4 protein-coding genes are annotated in these 3574 nt (G+C 71.3%); all 4 read right to left on the bottom strand.

Features of this window, described 5'->3' with window-relative positions; translation table 11 throughout:
- Positions 1-35: 35 nt before the first annotated feature.
- The 4 genes from ACJA3G_RS33175 to ACJA3G_RS33160 all read right to left on the bottom strand — a co-directional run bounded on the left by ACJA3G_RS33175 (position 36) and on the right by ACJA3G_RS33160 (position 3569).
- Positions 36-1163, bottom strand: coding sequence for an LLM class flavin-dependent oxidoreductase (locus ACJA3G_RS33175; protein ID WP_406556739.1), 1128 nt, complete (start codon positions 1161-1163; stop codon positions 36-38).
- Between the two features lie 118 nt (positions 1164-1281).
- Positions 1282-2067, bottom strand: a complete 786-nt coding sequence (locus ACJA3G_RS33170; protein WP_406556738.1) for an SDR family NAD(P)-dependent oxidoreductase — start codon at positions 2065-2067, stop codon at positions 1282-1284.
- Between the two features lie 11 nt (positions 2068-2078).
- Positions 2079-2984 carry an LLM class F420-dependent oxidoreductase gene (locus tag ACJA3G_RS33165; protein WP_406556741.1) on the bottom strand — a complete coding sequence of 302 codons (906 nt, stop codon included), beginning with the start codon at positions 2982-2984 and terminating at the stop codon, positions 2079-2081.
- A 177-nt stretch (positions 2985-3161) separates the two neighbouring features.
- Positions 3162-3569, bottom strand: coding sequence for a PaaI family thioesterase (locus tag ACJA3G_RS33160; protein ID WP_406556740.1), 408 nt, complete (start codon positions 3567-3569; stop codon positions 3162-3164).
- Between the last annotated feature and the right edge of the window lie 5 nt (positions 3570-3574).

Below are 3574 nucleotides of genomic sequence, written 5' to 3'. Positions count from 1 at the left end.
CCGCGGGTCGGCGGGGTTCGGGGCGGAGTCCCGGGTCAGACTCCCGCCGACCCGCGGAATCGGGTCGTCCTGTGCACAGGATCCGTATCGATCTTCGGAATCACATGCTCCCCGATCAACCGGATCGTATTCATCGTGTCCTCATAGGGCACCCCGATGGGCAGCCCGAACGACAGCTGATCCGCCCCCGCCTGCTCCCACCGCTTGCACTGCCGAGTCACCTCCTCCGGATCACCGCAGATCATCAGCTCCTCCGCGATGAGGAGTTCGATGATCTCCGTGGTGTACTCGGGCAGCAGCTCGGGCCACTCCGGCACCCCCTCCGGCCGCGGGAACGTGTCGTGGTAGCGGAAGACCAGGGACTGCAGGCGGTTCAGACCGCCCGCCGCCGCGATGGCCACCGCCTTCTCGTGGGTCTCCGCGCAGATCGCCGTCGACGTCACCATCACGTTGTCGTTGACGAAGTCGGAGATCGGCTCCGCCTCCCGGATCGCCGTCTTGTACTGCTCCAGGACCCACTCCATGTCCGAGACCTTCTGGACGGAGAAGCCGAGGACGCCCAGGCCCTTCCTGGCGGCCATGGCGTACGACGACGGGGACCCGGCCGCGTACCACATCGCGGGGTGCGACTTCCCGTACGGCTTGGGGAAGATCTTGCGCGGCGGCAGCGACCAGTGCTTGCCCTGGAACCCCACGTACTCGTCCTGGAGCCACATCTTGGGGAACTCCGCGATGGTCTCCTCCCAGATCTCCTTGGTGTGGTTCATGTCGGTGACCCCCGGCATGAACCCCAGGATCTCGTGGGAGCCCGCACCCCGCCCGGAGCCGAACTCGAAGCGGCCCTCGCTGAGGTGGTCCAGCATCGCGACCTTCTCCGCGACCTTGACCGGGTGGTTCACCGCGGCCAGCGGGTTGAAGATGCCCGAGCCGAGGTGGATGCGCTCGGTGGCGTGGGCGAGGTAGCCGAGGAAGACCTCGTTGGCGGACAGGTGCGAGTACTCCTCCAGGAAGTGGTGCTCGGAGGCCCAGGCGTACTTGAAGCCGGACTTGTCGGCCTGGATGACGTACTCGGTCTCCTCCATCAGCGCCTTGTGCTCGGCCTGGGGGTCGACCGACGAGCGTGCCACGGGCACGTAACCCTGTACGAACAGCCCGAATTCCAAGGCGGTTCACCGTCCCTGTCGTCGTCACCACGTCTGGTCAGTTTCTGACGTACCGTCAGATATCTGGTGCTGCGACTGTTCCACCGGGCCACCCCGCCCGTCAATACCTGATGCTCAGTCAGAACAGGCTCACACCCGCCAGCCAGCCCCCGTCGATCACGAACGGCTGGCCGGTGATGTACGCGGAGTCCTCGCTGGTCAGGAAGAGCGCCAGCGCCGCCACCTCCTCGGGCCGGCCGATCCTGCCCAGCGGCACCAGCCGCTTGTAGAGCTCGCCCACCGCAGCCCCGGCCTCCTCCGGGTCGGCCGTCGGATCCAGGGCCGCCGGGTTGGTCATGGGGGTGTCCACCGCGCCGGGGCACACCGCGTTGACCCGGATCCCCTTCGCCGCCAGCTCCACCGCCGCGACCCGGGTGAGGCCGAGGACGGCGTGCTTGGTGGCGGCGTAGGCGCCGACGTACGCCATGCCCGTGAGCGCGGTGTACGAGGCGGTGTTGACGATGGTGCCGCCGCCGGCCGCCTCGATCTCGGGCGCCGCGTGCTTGATGCCCAGGAACGTGCCCACCTGGTTCACCTGGACGATCTGCTGGAACTCCTCCAGCGGCGTGGCCACGAGCTCGTTGAAGCGCAGGATGCCCGCGTTGTTGACCAGTCCGTCCAGATGCCCGAAGGTCTCCGTGGCCGTGGCGATCGCGGACCGCCACTCCTCCTCCCGGCCCACGTCCAGGTGCACGAACCGCGCCGACCCGGCGCCCAGCTCCGCGGCCACCGCCTCGCCCTGGTCGTCCAGGACGTCCGCGACCACCACCTTCGCCCCCTCGGCCGCGAAGAGCCGCGCCTCCTGCTCGCCCTGCCCGCGCGCCGCGCCCGTGACGAGGACGACCCGCCCGTCCAGCTTGCCCATGTCCGTACTCCCTAGCTCAGATGGGGGGCCACATCGGCGGCGAACGCCGCGATCTGGTCGACGAGTTCGGCACGGCCGCGCGAGCGGAAGCGCAGCTGGACCTGGTGGACGCCGAGCGCGGCGTACTCGCGCAGGGAGTCGGCGAGCGCGTCCGGCTTGCCGCTGAGGGTGCGGCGCCCGAGGTCCCACCGCGCCTCGCCCACGTACAGGGGCTCGGCGATGGCGCCCACGCAGAACGGGCCGTCGAGCCCGGCCCGCTCCCGCAGCTCCCGTATCCGCGCGATCTGGTGGGGCAGCCGGTCGCGCGGATCGCCCTGCGGGAGCCAGCCTTCGCCGCGCAGCGCGGCCCGGCGGACGGCGGCGGGCGAGGAGCCGCCCACCCAGATCGGCACCCGCTCCTGCGCGGGGCGGGGCCGCTGCCCGAGGCCGGAGAAGGCGAACCGCTCGCCGTGGAACTCGGGGAACTCCTCCGGTCCCAGCGCCGCCCGCAGCGCGTCGATGGACTCGTCCAGCACCGCTCCCCGGCCCGCGAAGTCGGCGCCGAGGACCTCGAACTCCTCCTGTACGTGCCCGGCCCCGACCCCCAGTACCAGCCGGCCGCCGCTGAGGTGGTCGAGGGTCGCGTACTGCTTGGCGGTGAGGAGGGGGTGGCGCAGGCCCACCACGGCGACATGGCTGAGGAGCAGCGTGCGGGTGGTGAGGGCCGCGAGGTAGGCGAGGGTGGCCACCGGGTCGTACCAGGTGGTGCCCATCGCGCCGGCCAGGCGGCGCGGGATGGCGACGTGGTCGCAGGTGGCGAGGTAGTGGAAGCCGGCGCGGTCGGCGGCCCGCGCGATCTCCGCGAGGTCGCCCGGGGTCGCGCCGGCTTCCCAGGGTTCGGCGTAGAGGGTGCTCTGGGACTGGATGGGAAGCTGCATCCCGTAACCGAGCCGCCCCCCGGTGGGTGTGTGCACGTACGGGTCCACGGTGCCGCCTCCTCGGTCCGGACGGGCGCGCCACGGCTGACGGCCCGTCACGTCGATGCGTTCGCGCCCATCGTGGTATCTGATGGGCCGTCAGACAAGAGCCCGTGCGGCCCCCCGGGAGGCGTACGGTCAGTCGAGGAGCGCGTAGACCGTGCTCGCGCGGGCCGCGGGCTCGTCGGCGTTCTCGGCGGTGAGGGTGATGTCGGCGAACGCCATGCGCCGCCCCAGCTTGGTGATCCGCGCCTCGACCAGGACGTCCGCGCCGACGACCGGGCGCTGGAAGCTGGTCGACTGCTGCACGGTGGTCATGGGGACGTACGCGCCCCGGGCGGCCGAGACTGCGATGACGGTGGCGGTGTCGGCGGCGGCCATCAGCGCCTGCCCCGACATGCCGCCCCCCTCCCGCGCCAGCCGCGCGTCCCACGGCAGCCGCAGTACGGCGCGGCGCGCCCCGGCCTCCTCGACGGTCAGGCCGAGGTCGAGYACCCAGGGGGCGAAGTTCTCGGCGAGGATCTGCTGTGCGGTTCGGGCGTCCATGGAGG

Origin of the sequence: Streptomyces sp. YS-3, from assembly GCF_045257485.1 — a bacterium.
Lineage (GTDB): Bacteria > Actinomycetota > Actinomycetes > Streptomycetales > Streptomycetaceae > Streptomyces.
Note: the sequence above shows the minus strand (reverse complement) of the source record. Positions and strands in the feature narration are given on the sequence as shown.

What these genes read in the sequence shown, in the direction of transcription:
- ACJA3G_RS33165 (WP_406556741.1), bottom strand. Translation starts at nt 2,984, where the DNA reads ATGCAGCTTCCCATCCAGTCCCAGAGCACCCTCTACGCCGAACCCTGG.
- ACJA3G_RS33170 (WP_406556738.1), bottom strand. Translation starts at nt 2,067, where the DNA reads ATGGGCAAGCTGGACGGGCGGGTCGTCCTCGTCACGGGCGCGGCGCGC.